General features: G+C 63.8%; 12 protein-coding genes. 9 read left to right on the top strand and 3 right to left on the bottom strand.

What is annotated here, in order from left to right; genetic code table 11:
- The first annotated feature begins 25 nt into the window (after positions 1–25).
- On the top strand, positions 26–2275 hold the full coding sequence (locus JNA92_RS23955; protein ID WP_241807010.1) for an Orn/Lys/Arg decarboxylase N-terminal domain-containing protein: 2250 nt from the start codon (positions 26–28) through the stop codon (positions 2273–2275).
- On the opposite strand, the gene JNA92_RS23950 is transcribed toward JNA92_RS23955, so the two are convergent.
- Positions 2259–2477, bottom strand: a complete 219-nt coding sequence (locus JNA92_RS23950; RefSeq protein WP_241807009.1) for a hypothetical protein — start codon at positions 2475–2477, stop codon at positions 2259–2261. The two genes, JNA92_RS23955 and JNA92_RS23950, sit on opposite strands and share 17 nt — an antisense overlap.
- 156 nt (positions 2478–2633) lie before the next feature.
- Here JNA92_RS23950 and JNA92_RS23945 point away from each other — a divergent pair, with 156 nt between their 5' ends.
- Entirely contained in the window at positions 2634–3194 is a 561-nt protein-coding gene (locus JNA92_RS23945) for an NADPH-dependent FMN reductase (protein ID WP_241807008.1), read from the top strand.
- A 108-nt stretch (positions 3195–3302) separates the two neighbouring features.
- Here the strand turns inward: JNA92_RS23945 and phnX are convergent, their stop codons facing one another.
- Positions 3303–4130, bottom strand: a complete 828-nt coding sequence (gene phnX / locus JNA92_RS23940) for a phosphonoacetaldehyde hydrolase (protein WP_241807007.1) — start codon at positions 4128–4130, stop codon at positions 3303–3305.
- Between the two features lie 34 nt (positions 4131–4164).
- Positions 4165–5271, bottom strand: coding sequence for a 2-aminoethylphosphonate--pyruvate transaminase (locus tag JNA92_RS23935; protein WP_241807006.1), 1107 nt, complete (start codon positions 5269–5271; stop codon positions 4165–4167).
- A 112-nt stretch (positions 5272–5383) separates the two neighbouring features.
- On the opposite strand from JNA92_RS23935, the gene JNA92_RS23930 reads away from it, so the two are divergent.
- From JNA92_RS23930 to JNA92_RS23900, 7 genes are all read left to right on the top strand, one after another.
- Positions 5384–6247, top strand: coding sequence for a LysR substrate-binding domain-containing protein (locus JNA92_RS23930; RefSeq protein ID WP_241807005.1), 864 nt, complete (start codon positions 5384–5386; stop codon positions 6245–6247).
- A gap of 38 nt (positions 6248–6285) precedes the next feature.
- A complete protein-coding gene (locus JNA92_RS23925) occupies positions 6286–7308 on the top strand; it encodes an AraC family transcriptional regulator (RefSeq protein WP_241807004.1) in 1023 nt (340 codons plus the stop codon).
- A gap of 108 nt (positions 7309–7416) precedes the next feature.
- Positions 7417–11910, top strand: coding sequence for an NEL-type E3 ubiquitin ligase domain-containing protein (locus JNA92_RS23920; protein ID WP_241807003.1), 4494 nt, complete (start codon positions 7417–7419; stop codon positions 11908–11910).
- 123 nt (positions 11911–12033) lie between these two features.
- Positions 12034–13680, top strand: coding sequence for an AMP-binding protein (locus JNA92_RS23915; RefSeq protein WP_241807002.1), 1647 nt, complete (start codon positions 12034–12036; stop codon positions 13678–13680).
- 13 nt (positions 13681–13693) lie between these two features.
- The gene (locus JNA92_RS23910) at positions 13694–14461 is read left to right on the top strand and encodes an SDR family NAD(P)-dependent oxidoreductase (protein WP_241807001.1); all 768 of its coding nucleotides are present in this window, start codon (positions 13694–13696) and stop codon (positions 14459–14461) included.
- A gap of 11 nt (positions 14462–14472) precedes the next feature.
- The gene (locus JNA92_RS23905; RefSeq protein WP_241807000.1) at positions 14473–15666 is read left to right on the top strand and encodes an acetyl-CoA C-acyltransferase; all 1194 of its coding nucleotides are present in this window, start codon (positions 14473–14475) and stop codon (positions 15664–15666) included.
- A gap of 8 nt (positions 15667–15674) precedes the next feature.
- A complete protein-coding gene (locus JNA92_RS23900) occupies positions 15675–16802 on the top strand; it encodes an acyl-CoA dehydrogenase (RefSeq protein WP_241806999.1) in 1128 nt (375 codons plus the stop codon).
- Positions 16803–16806 lie beyond the last annotated feature (4 nt).

The following is a 16806-nucleotide window of genomic DNA, read 5'->3' as shown; positions in this document are numbered from 1 at the left end:
TCTGTCCTTCGGAGGTAGCAGCCTGATGTACAAGGACCTCAAGTTCCCCATCCTCATCGTCCACCGCGCCATCAAGGCCGACAGCGTTGCCGGCGAGCGCGTGCGGGGGATTGCCGAGGAACTGCGCCAGGACGGCTTCGCCATTCTTGCCGCCGCAGACAATGCCGAAGCGCGCCTGGTCGCTGCCACTCATCATGGGTTGGCCTGCATGCTGATCGCCGCCGAAGGCGTTGGTGAAAATACCCACCTGCTGCAGAACATGGCCGAATTGATCCGCCTGGCCCGCCAGCGTGCGCCTGACCTGCCAATCTTCGCCCTGGGCGAACAGGTCACCTTGGAGAACGCTCCCGCTGAAGCGATGAGCGAGCTCAACCAGCTGCGCGGCATTCTTTACCTGTTCGAGGACACCGTGCCGTTCCTCGCCCGCCAGGTAGCACGTGCTGCCCACAACTACCTCGACGGCTTGCTGCCGCCGTTCTTCAAGGCCCTGGTACAGCACACTGCGCAGTCCAATTATTCCTGGCACACGCCCGGCCATGGCGGTGGCGTGGCCTATCGCAAAAGCCCGGTGGGCCAAGCCTTCCATCAATTCTTCGGCGAAAATACCCTGCGTTCGGACTTGTCTGTCTCGGTGCCGGAACTGGGCTCCCTGCTCGATCACACGGGGCCTTTGGCAGCGGCCGAAGCCAGGGCGGCGCGCAATTTTCGCGCCGACCATACCTTCTTCGTGATCAATGGCACCTCCACTGCCAACAAGATCGTCTGGCATGCCATGGTCGGCCGTGATGACCTGGTGCTGGTCGACCGTAACTGCCACAAGTCGGTGGTCCACGCCATCATCATGACGGGCGCCATTCCCATTTACCTGTCCCCGGAGCGCAATGAGCTTGGCATCATCGGGCCGATCCCGCTCAGCGAATTCAGCGCTGAGTCGATCCAGGCCAAGGTGCGCGCCAACCCTTTGGCCAAAGGGCGCAAACCACGCATCAAACTGGCGGTGGTGACCAATTCAACCTATGACGGGCTGTGCTACCACGCCGGGCTGATCAAGCAGGCTCTGGGTAGCAACGCCGAGGTGCTGCACTTCGATGAAGCCTGGTTCGCCTACGCCGCGTTCCATGAGTTCTTCACCGGGCGCTATGCGATGGGTACGGCCTGCACCGAGGGCAGCCCGTTGGTGTTCAGCACGCACTCCACGCACAAACTGCTGGCTGCCTTCAGCCAGGCGTCGATGATCCATGTGCAGGACGGCGCCCAGCGCCAGCTGGACCGTGATCGCTTCAATGAAGCCTTCATGATGCATATCTCCACCTCACCGCAATACAGCATCCTCGCTTCTCTGGATGTGGCTTCGACCATGATGGAGGGGCCTGCAGGGCGCTCGCTGCTGCAAGAGATGTTTGACGAGGCACTGAGCTTTCGTCGCGCCCTGGCCAACTTGCATGCACATATGCCTGCCCCCGATTGGTGGTTCAGCATCTGGCAGCCGCCGGGGGCTGAGGGTATCGACCAGCTCGCGGCGCAGGACTGGCTGCTGCAACCCGGCGCGCAGTGGCATGGCTTTGGCGAACTGGCGGGCGATTATGTGCTGCTCGACCCGCTGAAGGTCACCTTGGTGATGCCGGGGTTGCGAGCCGACGGTGTGTTGGACGAGCAGGGCATCCCGGCGGCAGTGGTCAGCAAGTTTCTATGGGAACGCGGGTTGGTGGTGGAGAAAACCGGCCTTTACAGCTTCCTGGTGCTGTTCTCGATGGGCATCACCAAGGGCAAGTGGAGCACACTGCTGACCGAGTTGCTGGAGTTCAAACGCCATCACGATGGCAATACCCCGCTAAGCCAGTGCCTGCCGAGCATCGTTGCAGTCGACACGGCACGCTACCACGGCCTCGGGCTGCGCGACCTGTGCCACCAGCTGCATGAATGCTATCGGGTCAATGCCACGGCCAAGCAGCTCAAAGGCTTGTTCGGACGCTTGCCGGAAGTCGCCCTCAGCCCGGCCCAAGCCTACGACCATATGGTGCGCGGTGAGGTGGAAGCGGTGCCGATCGAGGCATTGCTCGGCCGCGTTTCGGCAGTCATGCTGGTGCCATACCCTCCAGGCATACCCCTGATCATGCCGGGGGAACGGTTCACCGAAGCGACCCGCCCGATCCTCGACTACCTGGCGTTTGCCCGGGCCTTCAACAGCGATTTTCCCGGTTTCGTCGCCGATGTTCACGGCCTGCAGAATGAGTCCGGAAGTTATACGGTCGATTGCGTCAAGGAATGCGAATGATCTCGACGCCCGTCTGGACCAGTTCAAAGCGGTCTTCACCCAAGTGGTTGACGCGATCGCCGATGGCCAGGCGATAGGTGGTAACCGGCGCGCCCAGTGCGCTGCCGTCGGCCTGCAGGGTGGACTCTTGGAACTCGTGCACGGGGTAGATACGGCCTTCGGCGTCACGGGCGTGGAATTGGCCGACCATTACTGCTGCCATTTAGGTGAAAACCTCTGAATTACGTGGGAAATGTCTGCAGGAATAGACCGTGGATGGTACCTGGAAGTTTTCTGCCGGAGGAAAAAAACCTTAGCGCCAAGCGATGGTCATCTATAACTACAACGTCTCTTACCCCAGCAAAGGTTGAAAATCGCCATGAGCCAGGTGTATTCGGTAGCGGTCGTCGTCGGCAGCTTGCGCAAGGAATCGTACAACCGCAAGGTGGCCCGTGCCCTTTCAGAGCTGGCACCGTCCAGTCTCGCCCTGAAAATCGTCGAAATCGGCGATCTGCCCATGTACAACGAAGATGTCGAGGCTGCGGGTGTGCCTGAGCCGTGGAAGCGCTTTCGCGATGAGATCCGGCACAGCGACGCGGTGCTGTTCGTCACTCCGGAGTACAACCGCTCCGTACCGGGCTGCCTGAAAAACGCCATCGATGTGGGTTCGCGTCCCTATGGGCAAAGCGCCTGGAGTGGCAAACCTGCGGCAGTGGTGAGCGTGTCGCCCGGGGCTATTGGTGGGTTCGGCGCCAACCATGCCGTGCGGCAGTCGCTGGTGTTTCTCGACATGCCCTGCATGCAGATGCCCGAAGCTTATATCGGTGGGGCGGCCAGCCTCTTCGAGGACAGTGGCAAGCTCAATGACAAGACCCGACCCTTCCTGCAGGGCTTCATCGACAAGTTTGCCTCTTGGGTGAAGGTGAACAGGGCAGTCTGAGCCGGCCCTGTCGCCAGCACGCCGGCTCTCACAGATACCCCATCGTTGATGAAACAGCGGGGCCGTCATGGGAGCCGGGGCGCCGACGAAAGCAGCAACGAACACCGGTCAGAACGTCTGCGGCATCTCCCCCTTGGCCAACCGCCGGTTGATATCGGCGACCACCTCGGGCAGGTCATTGATGGTATCGATCAGGTAGTGCGGGCGTGACGCTGCGAACAGCGCATGAATTCGCTTGCGTTCACTTTCCAGCTTCTCGGCGCTCAGCGCCTGGTACCCTTCCCAGGTCAGCCCAAGCGCGTTGCCCGAGCACACCAGTGCCACGGTCCACATGCCGGCACGGCGGCCTTCGAGGATGCCCGGTACGGTGTCGTCGACCTTGACGCAGGCCGCCACATCATCAATGCCCAAGGCAATCACATTGGCCAGTGCCTGTGCCGGCCAGGGGCGGCCATTGGGGGTTTCGTCGGTGGCCACCACATGGTCGGCGACATAACCGTTGCGTGCCGCCAGTTCGACGACCTTGTCCATCACCACTTTCGGGTAGCCCGAGCAGGAGCCGATTTTCAAGCCGTCCTGGCGCAGGCCGGTGAGGGTGTCCAGAGCGCCGGGGATCAGCGCCGAATGCACGGCGATCTTCTCGATCTGCAGCGGCATGAAGCGGTTATAGATGGCGGTGACGTCATCGTCGGTCGGCGTGCGGCCGAACACGTTGCGATAGCGCTCGGCAATTTCCGGCACGTCACACAGCGTGCGAATGTGGTCCCACTTGCCCATGCCCATGGGGCCGCGCGCTTCCTCGATGGACACCTGCACGTCGAACTCGGCAAAGGCTTCGACAAAGATCTGTGTGGGGGCGAACGAGCCGAAATCGACCACGGTGCCGGCCCAGTCGAGGATCGCGGCTTGCAGCTGGGTGGGGTTGTTGTAGTTCATGTGCGCTAATTCCTGAATTGGGGTGGGCAAAGGGTCAGATGTCCAGCACTTCCATTTCCCGCAGCACGTCGGCCACGGCATTCACGGCGGCCTGCATGCCATCGGCACCGACCACGCCGATGCAGCCGACGCGGAAGGTTTCGACCTGGGTCAGCTTGCCCGGGTAGAGGATGAAGCCCTTGGCTTTGACCCGCTCGTAGAAGTCCTTGAACTGGTAGCGGGCATCGTTCGGTGCGTGGAACGTGACGATGATCGGCGCCTGGATGTCGGCGGGCAGGAAGCTGCGCAGGCCGATGGCAGCCATGCCGTCGAGCAGGGTCTTGCAGTTGTCGGCGTAGCGTCGGTGGCGCGCCGGCAGGCCGCCTTCCTCGTTGTATTGCTGCAGGGCTTCGTGGAGGGCCGCGACCACATGAGTGGGCGGGGTAAACCGCCATTGGCCGGTCTTGGCCATGTAGGCGTGCTGGTCGTGCAGGTCCATGGCCAGCGAATGGGCATTGCCCTCGGCAGCGGCCAGGGCGGCTTTTTCGGCGAAGACGAAGCCCATGCCAGGTACGCCTTCCAGGCACTTGCCGGAGGCGGCGATCAGCGCTTCGAAAGGGATTTCGCGGGCATCGATGGGCAGCGCGCCGAACGAGCTCATGGCATCGATGATCAGGCGCTTGCCGTGGCGTTGGATCACCTGGGCGATCTCGGGCAGCGGGTTGAGGATACCGGTGCTGGTTTCGCAATGGATCAATGCCACATGGGTCACGGCGGGGTCGGCAGCCAGCAGGCGGTCGACATCGGCGGCGGTGGTCGGTTGGTCTTCGGCGGTCTCGAAGGTGCTGTAGGTGCGGCCCAGCACGTTGCAGATCTTCGCCAGGCGCTGGCCATAAGCCCCATTGATCAGCACCAGGACCTTGCCATCACGTGGCACCAGGGTGCCGATCGCCGCTTCCACGGCAAAGGTGCCACTGCCTTGCAGGGGCACGCAGTGGTGGCTGGCGGCGCCGTCGATGATTGCCAGCAGTTGCTCGCAGACGCTGGCAGTCAGCTGATTGAAGTCGCGGTCCCAGGAGCCCCAGTCCACCAGCATCGCTTGGCGGGTGCGCAGTGATGTGGTCAGGGGACCTGGGGTCAGCAGAATAGGGGCGTTGCTCATTCCGTTATTCCTCGCAAGCGGTGGGCTGAAACTACGAGGCCTAGGTTGCAATTCGCGCTTCCATCAATCAAATTGTTTGTTGTTATCCCAGCTATAAGTCAGGCCGATAAATATGAACCTGTTTCAGCTGCGTGCCTTCGATGCAGTGGCCCGTGAGGGCAGCTTTACCCGTGCTGCCGAGCGCCTGTTCATCAGCCAGCCGGCAGTGACCGGGCACGTCAAGGCTCTGGAGGAGCACTACCAGATCACCTTGCTGCGGCGCACGGCGCGACGCGTGGAGTTGACCGAGGAGGGCACGCGGCTGGCGGCCATCACCCGGGCCATGTTCGGCCTGGCTGAAGAGGCACAGGCCATGCTCGAAGCCAACCGGCAACTGCTGACCGGGCGCCTGGAGGTGGCTGCCGATGGCCCGCACCGGGTCATGCCCATGCTGGCGCAGTTACGCGAGCGCTACCCCGGCATCACGGTCAATCTGCGCCTGGGTAACGCTCAGGAGACGCTGGCTGCCCTGTTGTCCGAGCATGCCGATGTGGCGGTGCTGACAGAGATCGAGCCACGCAAGGGCCTGTATCTTCAGAGCCTGTGCCAATCCCGGTTGTGTGCGTTGCTGCCAGCAGGGCATGCCTGGGCTGGGGGCGAGGGTGACCTGGCCTTGGCCGAGCTGCACCAGCAGATCATGGTGCTGCGCGAACCCAGCTCCACTACCCGGCGCACCTTCGACAAGGCCTGCGCTACAGCTGGCGTGCAGCCCCGGGTGCAGCTGGAGCTGGACAGCCGTGAGGCGGTCACCGAGGCAGTGGCATCGCAACTGGGCATCGGCGTGGTGTCGTCTACCGAAGTGGCCAACGACCCCCGGGTGGTGGCGCGACCGTTAGGCGGGCAGGGCCTGGTCAACCAGCACATGGTTGGCTGCCTGGAGCGGCGCCGTGAGTTACGCTTGATCCAGGCATTCCTGGGCCTGGCGGCCAGCCTTTGAGCCGGGCCCAGATGCCGGCATAACCTGATGGACTGCAGATGAGCGAGAAAGACACCATTTCCATGCAACTGGTGCGTGAGGCCTTGTTGCAGACCTGCCCGGCGGGTGAGCCGGATGCGGCGCTGCTGGCCCGTGCCGGTATCGACGCCGGGCAGTTGCAGGCCCCGGATGCACGGGTCAGTGCCCAGGCCTATGCCCGGCTCTGGCGGTTGCTGGCGCGGCGCTGCAACGATGAATTCTTTGCCATGGACCCGCGCGGCCTGCGCAGCGGCAGCCTGGCGTTCCTGTGCCGGGCGAGCATGGCCCAGCCAACCTTGGGCGAGGGGCTGGAAACCGCGCTGGCGTTTCTTTCGCTGATGCTCGAGGACCTGCAGCCGAGCCTGGTGCGTCAGCAGGGCCTGGCCGAGATTGTCATCAATGAGCCGCGCGACCTCCCACGGCGGGCGTTCACCTATTTCACCTTCTGGATGATCGTGCATGGCGTGGCCTGCTGGCTGGCCGGGCGACGCATTGCCATCCTGGCCATCGAGCTGCGCTGTGCCGAGCCGCCGTACTGCGACGATTACCGGGTGATGTTCTCGCAGAACCTGCAGTTCGAGCGGCCGCGCACCCGCATGATCATCAGTGCCGATTGCCTTGACGTGCCACTGCGCCGCAGCCCCGAGGACCTGCAGCGCTTTCTGGCCGAAGCGCCTGGCAACATCCTGGTCAAGTACCGTGATCCGGCCAGCCTGGCGTGGCGCATCCGCAGCGACCTGCTGCAACTGGACCCGTCCCATTGGCCGGATGCCGACGGCCTGGCACGAGATTTGTGCCTGTCGCCGTCAACCTTGCGCCGTCGACTGGCGGAGGAGGGGCAGAGCTACCAGGTACTCAAGGACAGCGTCCGGCGTGAGCTGGCCATCGCCTGGTTGAGCCAGGCCGAAGCGCCCATGGGGGAAATCGCCGAGCGCCTTGGGTTTGCCGACGGCAGTTCGTTCTACAAGGCGTTTCGCAAGTGGTTCGGGTGCAATCCCGGGCATTACCGTGCGCTGATCCTGGCTCGGGGCGCGGCAGGCTGAAAGGGCGCCACTGCGACCTCAGGCGGTGGCTACGGTGGTATTTCCTCATGCCTTGCCCAGTGCCGGTTGGCGAGCATGCCAGCCCCATCTTTCGCTCCCGGCACACCCATGACTTCCATCGCCTCGAACCCTGTTACCCGCCATGAACAAGCAACCGATGCCTTCATCGCTGCCAGGCTACCCGGCTGGCTCAAACGGGCCAGCCAGCCTCAGATCGCCGCCCTGCGCGCCAGCCTCAACGCCCACCACGCCAGCCAGGCCCGTCTGCGCGGGCTCACGTTGACCCTCGAGCCTCTGCAGCAGTTCGCCGAAAAACACCTGTCCGCAGTGCTGATCAAGCCGCTGCCTGCAGGCATGACCCTGGCAGGGCTGGAGTGGCTGCAGGTATCGCCGCGCATCGGCACATTGCCCGGAACATTCCAGCAGACTTACCGTTACTCGGCGGCTCGGCAGAATGGATTGCTCAGGCTGATGAGCAACTTCGGCCCTGACGAATCGTTTTTTCAGGGTACCGGGCTCGTACCCCCTGGGCGGGACACTCTGTTGACCGGCACGCCCGAGCAACTGGTTGAGACGTGCCGTGCGCTGGATGTGGGCCAGCTCTACCAGACCGAGCTGCAGCGTATTTTCAGTGCCACCACCCAAGACATTCTTGCCCAGGACAAACGTTCGGGCCTGGCACTGGCTGCGCAGGTCGCGACGCTCAAGGGTGATATCGACGAGCAGGTGCAGCAAGCCTTGCGCAAGATGGTTGAGGGGGGTGGTGCCCATCCCGACACGGGTCTGCACGGTTACCCCGGCTTGCTGGAGATGTTGGGCCAACGCGTGGCTGACGGGCTGTTCATTCGCTTGCGCGACGGTGTGGGCAATGATCGGGGTGTGGTCGTTTACCTGCCCAGTGATCCGGTGCAGGCCCTTCGCCGCTTCGATTCCACCGAGGCGATGAACACTGCGATGGTTGCAGCCTTGCAAGAGAAGGCCTACCGGGACTATTTCCTTCAGCTCATCAGCTTGCGGCATCGGGCAAGCGTCGCAGGTGTGCTCAGCGGACGCCTCAGGGATGCAAGGCCCGATCTGGCGCTCAAGGGCGCTACTGCGCCTGGCGACCTGTTCGCCGCGCTGGCCGCGCAACAGCTGCAGCGAGTCAAGGACGATGCCAGGCTGTTACTGGTACCCACAGCAGACGCTGATACGGCTGCCGCCCGCGCTCGCCATGCGGCCTGGCATGCTGCCGGCCTTGACTTGTTCAACCTGGCTGGGCTGTTCATCCCTGTCGTCGGCGCGCTGCTGCTGGGCCAACTGGTGGCGCAGACGCTTGGCGAAGTCTTCGAGGGCGTCGAGGACTGGGTCCGGGGGCATCAGCACGAGGCTCTGGAACACATGCTGGGGGTCGCCGAGACAGTGGCTGCCACAGGGGTGACCGCCGCCGCCGTGAGTTTTCTGCGCAGCAGCTTTGTCGATGGCTTGCAGCCTGTGAACGTGGGGGGGCGGCGTGGCCTGTTGTGTTCCGATGACATCACCGCCTACGCGTCCAACCCCGGCACCATTGCCCTGCGTGACGATGGCCTCTATGGCGATGGCAACAGGCGCTGGATGCGCAGGGGCCAGCGTTACTATGAAGTACAGCGCAGTGAGCCTGAAGCCCCATACCGCTTGCGTCATCCTGGCGTGGACAAGGCGTACGGGCCAACGGTGCTGCACAACGGCGAGCGCGGCTGGCGACTGCTGCGCGACCAGCCGCAATGCTGGAGCGACGTGCGCTGGATGCTCGATACCCTGTGGCCGCAGCATCCGGTCATTGATGCACAGCAGGCGGCGCAAGTGCTGCGGGTTGCCGGTATGGATGCCGAGGAGTTGCGGGGCGTGCTGGTCGAAAACCGGCCGGCGCCTGTAAACCTGCGTGAGACGTTGCGGCGCTTCGAGGCCCATGCACGTATCGAGTCGTTCTTCACGCGCCTGGCCAGCTACTCGCTGGCCACACAGGACAATGCATTGCTGGAGTGGTGCCAGGCCCGTTCCGCCAGTACCGACATCGATGTCCTGTTGCGTCAGCGCGCTGCGCTGCAGGGGCCTCTTCTCGAACAACTGAGCACGCCACCGGCTGTCGACGACGCCCTGCTGCCCTTGATAAAGCGTGACTTCGCCGGTTTGCCGCAAGCCTATGCGCAGGCACTGGCCACCCAGGCCAGCGAGGGTGAACGCTTCATGGCGACGTCAGCTGGGCACGTGACGCTGGGGCTGGCGAACAAAGCCCGCTCCCTTCTGCGCTTGGCCAGGTTGAATCGTACGCTCGAGGGGCTTTACCTGCCCGCCAGCTATTGCAACGACACTGGCCAACTGGCGCTCACCCTGCTTCAGGGCGAGATGGAAAACAACGCAGGCGTGAGTTGCGAGGCGCTGAGCATCGAGTTGCGTGATACCGGCCCGCACGGGCGGCTGCTAAAGGCCGTTGGCACCGCTGTTGACCCTTTCGTGCGCAGGATCGTGGTGCGTAAAGACGGGCAGTTCCACCTTTACGATGGCTTGGGGCGCGGGTTGCCGTTCGGCCCTGGCAACTCGGCGAGCCTGTATGAAATGCTTGCCGCGGTGTTGGCGCCTGAGCATCGCGCGGCCTTGGGTATGGCCCAGGCCGACGCCGGTCCACAGCTACGCCAGCGACTGCTGGCCAGGCTTCCTGCCACGCACCGCGAGGTGGCTGAGCTCTTGCAATGGCCGGCTCAGGCTCAGTGGTTCAACCCAGGACGACGCTTGCCGGACGGGCGTGTTGGCTATCCGCTCAGTGGCCGGGCCGAGGGCGACAGCCGTTCGTTCCCAGCGCGCATTCGAGAGCGTTTGCGTCAGCTTTACCCCGGGCTGGATGAGGCGCAACTGGATCAGGAGCAAGCGCTTCTTGCAAGCGGGCAGCGGCCGGCCTATGAACGCCTCGTCGAGCTTGAGGATGACCATGATCAGTTGGTTCGCCACCTCAACCGATGGAGCAGTGCTCAACTGGACGCACGGCGACGGGTACTCCGGCGGCGAGTGGCCGACGCCATTCTGCGGGCTTGGCGTTTGCAGGGGGACTGGATTTACGACGATGCGGGTACAGCAACAGGCCAGAACTTGTCCCTGAGCGGCATGTTGCTCAACAGTTTGCCGGACCTACCGGGTGTCATCGATTTCCACCGTGTAACCCGCCTGAGTCTGCAAAACTCGGCGGTCGATCTGGTGCCAGTGGACTTCTTGCGCCCATTTACTGCGCTGACCGAGCTTGACATGAGTTTCAACCGGCTGCGCAACATCCCGCTCGGCATCGCTTACCTGCCGCAACTACAGCGCTTGCGCCTGGCGCATAACCAGATCCGCTTCAACGCGCAGACCGTCGGTGTGCTGCAGGCAATGACTGCCTTGTCCCATCTTGACCTGAGCTACAACCGGCTGGAGCACCTTTATCTGGACTTCAACCATTTCTCGGCAATGACTCATCTGAACCTGCGCCACTGCCGGCTGGGAGCCTGGCCGACCCGGCTCGAGCTGTGCGGCCAGTTGGTGCACTGCGACCTGAGCGACAACCAGTTGCGCGAACCGCCGGAGGCGTTGCTGGCAATGCCTCATGCCTGGCGCCGGGGGCTGGTCGTCGACCGGAACCCGCTAAGGCGGGCGCAATTGCAACGGCTGTACGTGCTGGACCCCATCGAGGAACACGGCCATTTGCCAGAGTCGATGGCAAGGGTCGACTTGCCCCGTGCCCGAGCCTTGTGGCTGGGGCATGTCGCCGACAACGATCGAGCAGCGCGCGGGTTGCTGTGGGACGGCCTTGCGGCCGAACCGGGCAGCGCGAGCTTCTTCCGTATTCTGGCATGGCTGGAGCATACGGCTGATTATGCCCCGGCCATTGCTGATGGCGGCCGGGATGCGCTTGCGCGGGATGTATGGGCCGCGTTGCAGGCGGTCGAGAGCAACCCGGCGTTGCGCATACGCGTTTTTGAAGTGGCCAGCCAACCGGTTTCGTGCACGGATATGGTCCGTGACATTTTCAGTGATATTCATGTGAGGGTCTTGCTGGCCCAGGCTGAGACCGATGCGCGAGACCCGACGCAGCGGGGACGATTGATGGCATTCGGCCGGCAACTATTTCGGCTTGACCTGGTATGGCAGCAGGCCAGCCGGGCGATCATGCGCCTGGGCGCCGAGGGTGAACACGTGGGGCGTTCAGCCGTGTCGTTGGCATACCGGGTGCGTTTGCGCGAGCGCCTTGATTTGCCGGGCCAACCACGCGCGATGCGCTACCCGGACTCCGCCGGGGTGAGCGATGAGCAAGTCAATGACGTGCTTGCCGCTGTGCTCGCCAGTGAAACGATCGAGGCGCTGAGCCAAAGCCTGTTGAGCCGACTGTTCTGGCAAACCTGCCTTCGTGAACAGCACCGGCCCCTGTTCGAAGCGCTCAATGCCGACTATCTGCAGCGCAGGGCAAACTGGCGTGTTGTCCGGCCACCCATCCCGGCCGATCAGCTGCGTTTGCAGCTCGCTGATCTGGACGACCAAGAACAGCGCGATTCAGAACGGCTGCTGGCAGGCTTGACCGAGTCTTACTTGCATGGGCTGGGCCGTGGAGACGGCTGACGTCCAAGGCGGCCAAACCAGTCATCCAGATTGACAGCTTTGGCCATTGCCGCCTTGCTTGAGCGGCGCGAACATCGTCGGACCGATGGTTAACACCAAAAACAAGAAACCAGGAGTCCGACGATGCGCGATTACATCGAGGCTGCTCGTGCGTTCGACCATGGCCAGGCTGCTGCCGCGGCGCTGCATGGCGACCTCCAAGCCCTCAATGCCTGTGTCGAATGCTGTGACCGCCATGCCGGTAATGGCAAGCTGGCGCTGATTCACGAAGACCGCGATGGCAACACGGCGCGGTTCAGTTTCGACCAGCTCAAGGCGCAGTCTGCGCGTTTTGCCAATGTGCTCAGAACCCACGGCGTGGGCCCCGGTGACCGGGTGGCTGGGCTGATGCCACGTACTCCCGAGCTTCTTGTCACCATCCTCGCCACCTGGCGCCTTGGCGCTGTGTACCAGCCTCTGTTCACTGCGTTCGGCCCCAAGGCTATCGAGCACCGCCTTGAGCAGTCGCATGCCCGCGTAGTCGTTACCGACAGCCTCAACCGTGGCAAGCTGGACGAGGTGCAGGCCTGCCCGACCATCATCACGGTCAATGCCCGCGCCGGCGAGCTGGACTACCAGCAGTGTCTGGCAGGCGCCCCGAGCGACTGCGAACCGGTAATGCGCTCAGGTAACGATCCGTTCTTGCTGATGTTCACCTCAGGCACCACCGGCCCGGCGAAACCGCTGGAGGTGCCGCTGCGTGCCATTGTCGCGTTTCAGGGCTACATGCGCGACGCCATCGACCTGCGCAGCGAAGACAACTTCTGGAACCTGGCCGACCCGGGTTGGGCCTATGGCCTGTATTACGCGGTTACCGGCCCGTTGTCGCTGGGCCATGCCACCACGTTCTACGATGGCCCGTTCAGCGTCGAAAGCTGCGCGCGGGTGATCGACAAGCTCGGTATCACCAATCTGGCAGGCTCGCCCACTGCGTACCGCATGCTGATTGCGGCCGGCAGTGCTTTCTCGGCGCCCGTCAAGGGCCGCCTGCGCGCAGTCAGCAGTGCCGGTGAGCCGCTCAACCCCGAAGTGATCCGCTGGTTCGCCAATGAGCTGGGCGTGACCATCCACGACCATTACGGCCAGACCGAACTGGGCATGGTGCTGTGCAACCACCACGGCCTTTCACACCCCGTGCACCTGGGGTCTGCCGGCTTCGCCGTCCCCGGCCATCGCATTGTGGTGCTGGACGAGCAGGGTGAAGAACTGCCGGTCGGCCAGCCGGGCATCCTTGCCGTCGACCGCGAGCAATCGCCACTTTGCTGGTTCGGTGGCTACCACGGGCTGCCGACCAAAGCGTTCATCGGCAAGTACTACCTCAGTGGTGACACCGTCGAGCTCAACGCGGATGGCAGCATCAGCTTCGTTGGCCGCAGCGATGATGTGATTACCACCTCCGGCTATCGCGTCGGGCCGTTCGACGTCGAAAGCGCGTTGATCGAGCACCCCGCGGTGGTCGAGGCCGCCGTCATCGGCAAGCCGGACCCGGAACGGACCGAGCTGATCAAGGCTTTCGTGGTGCTGGCCCAGGGCGTCGTCGGTTGCGCCGAACTGGAAGAAGCGCTGCGTCAGCATGTGCGCCAGCGCCTGTATGCCCATGCCTACCCCCGCGAAATCGAATTCGTCAGCGAGCTGCCCAAGACCCCGAGCGGCAAGCTGCAACGCTTCATCCTGCGCAACCAGGAAGTCGCCAAACAACACGCGCAACAGGCCACCCCTGCCAGCGCCTGAAAGGAAACCGATCATGCAGATAGCCACTAAACACTTCATTGTCAGCGGCGCCGCCTCCGGGCTGGGTGCTGCCACTGCGCAGATGCTGGTCGAGGCCGGCGCCAAGGTCATGCTGGTCGACCTCAACGCTCAGGCCGTCGAGGCCAAGGCCCGTGAACTGGGTGACAACGCCCGCTTCGCCGTGGCCGACATCAGCGACGAGCAGGCTGCCCAGGCGGCCGTCGATGCAGCCGTCAGTGCCTTTGGCAGCTTGCATGGCCTGGTCAATTGCGCCGGCATCGTCGGCGCCGAGAAGGTGCTGGGCAAACAGGGCCCGCATGGCCTTGCCAGCTTCGCCAAGGTCATCAACGTCAACCTGATCGGCAGCTTCAATTTGCTGCGCCTGGCCGCTGCAGCCATGGCCGAAGGGGTCGCCGATGAGGCGGGCGAGCGTGGGGTGATCATCAACACCGCCTCCATCGCTGCCTACGACGGCCAGATCGGTCAGGCTGCCTACGCTGCCTCCAAGGGCGCCATTGCCAGCCTCACCTTGCCGGCCGCTCGCGAACTGGCACGCTTTGGCATCCGTGTGATGACCATCGCCCCGGGCATCTTCGAAACGCCGATGATGGCTGGCATGACCGAAGAGGTACGTGCTTCGCTGGCTGCCGGTGTGCCGTTCCCACCGCGCCTGGGCCGCCCGCAGGAATACGCGGCGCTGGCCCGTCACATCATCGAGAACAGCATGCTCAACGGCGAGGTGATCCGCCTCGACGGTGCACTGCGCATGGCTGCCAAGTAAGGAGCGTGAACATGACCCTCGCCAATGATCCGATCGTTATCGTCAGCGCCGTGCGCACGCCCATGGGCGGCCTGCAGGGCGATCTGAAAAGCCTGACCGCGCCCCAGCTGGGCAGCGCGGCCATTCGTGGTGCCGTGGAACGTGCCGGCATCGATGCCGCCAGTGTCGAGCAAGTGCTGTTTGGCTGCGTACTGCCGGCCGGCCTGGGCCAGGCCCCTGCGCGCCAGGCTGCACTGGGTGCCGGGCTGGACAAGCACACCACCTGCACCACCCTCAACAAAATGTGCGGCTCGGGCATGCAGGCCGCGATCATGGCCCATGACCTGCTGTTGGCCGGGACCGCGGACGTGGTGGTGGCGGGCGGCATGGAGAGCATGAGCAACGCCCCGTATCTGCTGGACAAAGCCCGTGGCGGCTACCGCATGGGCCACGGCAGGATCATCGACCACATGTTCATGGACGGCCTGGAAGACGCCTATGACAAGGGCCGCCTGATGGGCACCTTCGCCGAAGACTGCGCCCAGGCCACTGGCTTGAGCCGTGAAGCCCAGGACCAGTTCGCCATTGCCTCGCTTACCCGTGCCCAGGACGCGATCCGCAGCGGCCGCTTTACCGCCGAGATCGTCCCGGTGGAAGTCAGCGAGGGCAAGGAAAAGCGCGTCATCAAGGACGACGAGCAGCCGCCCAAGGCGCGCCTGGACAAGATCCCGCAGCTCAAGCCTGCCTTCCGTGAAGGGGGGACGGTGACCGCCGCCAACGCCAGTTCGATCTCCGATGGTGCTGCGGCCCTGGTCCTGATGCGCCGCTCCGAAGCCGACAAGCGCGGCCTCAAAGCCCTGGCAGTCATCCACGGCCACGCCGCCTTCGCAGACACCCCGGCGCTATTCCCGACTGCGCCGATCGGGGCCATCGACAGGTTGATGAAACGCACCGGTTGGAACCTGGCCGACGTCGACCTGTTCGAGATCAACGAGGCCTTCGCTGTGGTCACGCTGGCGGCCATGAAACACCTTGACCTGCCGCACGACAAGGTCAACATCCACGGCGGCGCCTGCGCCCTTGGCCACCCGATCGGTGCTTCCGGCGCACGCATCCTGGTGACCTTGCTGTCGGCCCTTCGCCAGAACAACCTGCGCCGCGGCGTGGCGGCCATCTGCATTGGCGGCGGCGAGGCCACGGCCATGGCCGTCGAATGCCTGTACTGAGGTGAACCATGCTGGTAACTGACGAGCAACAACAGATCGCCGATGCAGTACGCGCTTTTGCCCAGCAGCGGCTGAAACCCTTTGCCGCGCAGTGGGACCAGGAACACCGCTTCCCCAAGGAGGCCATCGAGGAGATGGCCGAGCTGGGCCTGTTCGGCATGCTGGTCCCGGAGCAATGGGGTGGCAGTGACACCGGTTACGTGGCCTACGCCATGGCCTTGGAAGAAATCGCCGCGGGTGATGGTGCCTGCTCGACCATCATGAGCGTGCACAACTCGGTCGGGTGTGTACCGATCCTGCGTTTTGGCAGCGAGCAGCAGAAGGCGCAGTTTCTCACCCCCCTGGCAACTGGCGCGATGCTGGGTGCCTTTGCCCTCACCGAGCCTCAGGCTGGCTCCGATGCGAGCAGCCTGAAGGCCCGTGCGCGCCTGGAGGGTGACCATTATGTGCTCAATGGCAGCAAGCAGTTCATCACCTCCGGGCAGAACGCCGGGGTGGTGATCGTGTTTGCCGTGACTGACCCAGAGGCCGGCAAGCGCGGGATCAGCGCCTTCATCGTGCCCACCGATTCACCGGGCTATCAGGTAGCGCGGGTCGAGGACAAGCTCGGCCAGCACGCCTCCGACACCTGCCAGATCGTCTTCGACAACGTGCACGTGCCGGTGGCCAACCGCCTGGGCGCTGAGGGCGAGGGCTACAAGATCGCTCTGGCCAACCTTGAAGGCGGGCGCATCGGTATTGCCTCGCAGGCCGTGGGCATGGCCCGTGCAGCGTTCGAAGTGGCGCGTGACTACGCCAAGGAGCGGCAAAGCTTCGGCAAGGCGCTGATCGAGCACCAGGCCGTGGCCTTCCGCCTGGCCGACATGGCGACGAAAATTGCCGTGGCGCGGCAGATGGTGCTGCACGCCGCCGCGCTACGTGATGCCGGGCGCCCGGCGCTGGTGGAAGCGTCGATGGCCAAGCTGTTTGCCTCGGAAATGGCCGAAAAGGTCTGTTCGGATGCCTTGCAGACCCTGGGCGGTTATGGCTATCTGAGTGACTTCCCGCTGGAGCGGATCTACCGCGATGTGCGGGTTTGCCAGATCTACGAAGGCACCAGCGACATTCAGCGCATGGTCATTGCGCGCAATCTTTGAAGGA

The sequence above is a fragment of the Pseudomonas putida genome (genome assembly GCF_022627325.1).
Lineage (GTDB): Bacteria > Pseudomonadota > Gammaproteobacteria > Pseudomonadales > Pseudomonadaceae > Aquipseudomonas > Aquipseudomonas putida_X.
This window is presented reverse-complemented; position numbering and strand designations above follow the sequence as displayed.

Excerpts from the sequence above, each read along its gene's own strand:
- JNA92_RS23905 (WP_241807000.1), top strand. The coding sequence starts at position 14,473 with ATGACCCTCGCCAATGATCCGATCGTTATCGTCAGCGCCGTGCGCACG.
- JNA92_RS23955 (WP_241807010.1), top strand. The coding sequence starts at position 26 with ATGTACAAGGACCTCAAGTTCCCCATCCTCATCGTCCACCGCGCCATC.
- JNA92_RS23910 (WP_241807001.1), top strand. The coding sequence starts at position 13,694 with ATGCAGATAGCCACTAAACACTTCATTGTCAGCGGCGCCGCCTCCGGG.
- JNA92_RS23925 (WP_241807004.1), top strand. The coding sequence starts at position 6,286 with ATGAGCGAGAAAGACACCATTTCCATGCAACTGGTGCGTGAGGCCTTG.
- JNA92_RS23900 (WP_241806999.1), top strand. The coding sequence starts at position 15,675 with ATGCTGGTAACTGACGAGCAACAACAGATCGCCGATGCAGTACGCGCT.
- JNA92_RS23935 (WP_241807006.1), bottom strand. The coding sequence starts at position 5,271 with ATGAGCAACGCCCCTATTCTGCTGACCCCAGGTCCCCTGACCACATCA.
- JNA92_RS23920 (WP_241807003.1), top strand. The coding sequence starts at position 7,417 with ATGACTTCCATCGCCTCGAACCCTGTTACCCGCCATGAACAAGCAACC.
- JNA92_RS23930 (WP_241807005.1), top strand. The coding sequence starts at position 5,384 with ATGAACCTGTTTCAGCTGCGTGCCTTCGATGCAGTGGCCCGTGAGGGC.
- phnX (WP_241807007.1), bottom strand. The coding sequence starts at position 4,130 with ATGAACTACAACAACCCCACCCAGCTGCAAGCCGCGATCCTCGACTGG.
- JNA92_RS23945 (WP_241807008.1), top strand. The coding sequence starts at position 2,634 with ATGAGCCAGGTGTATTCGGTAGCGGTCGTCGTCGGCAGCTTGCGCAAG.
- JNA92_RS23915 (WP_241807002.1), top strand. The coding sequence starts at position 12,034 with ATGCGCGATTACATCGAGGCTGCTCGTGCGTTCGACCATGGCCAGGCT.
- JNA92_RS23950 (WP_241807009.1), bottom strand. The coding sequence starts at position 2,477 with ATGGCAGCAGTAATGGTCGGCCAATTCCACGCCCGTGACGCCGAAGGC.